At 63.8% G+C, this 240-nt stretch carries 1 protein-coding gene; it reads left to right on the forward strand.

Translation table 11 applies throughout. The annotated features are described in order from the left end of the window. Positions 1-240, forward strand: a 240-nt coding sequence (locus AC0IYH_RS33655) for a tyrosine-type recombinase/integrase (RefSeq protein WP_471838789.1), incomplete at both ends; no start/stop codon positions are given.

Genomic DNA, 240 nt, shown 5'->3' on the forward strand with positions numbered 1-240 from the left:
GTGCTCGACCCGCACGAGGCCCGCACCCTGCTCGACAGTATCGACGTGTCGACATGTATAGGATTACGCGATCGCGCGCTGATCGCGTTGATGACGTACAGCTTCGCACGCGTCGGCGCGGCGCTGGCAATGCGGGTGGAGGATGCCTTCACGCAGAACCGCCGGCTGTGGGTGCGGCTGCACGAGAAGGGCGGCAAGCTGCACGAGATGCCGTGCCACCATAATCTGGAGGAGTATCTG

The organism is Pseudomonas sp. AC463, from assembly GCF_979253585.1.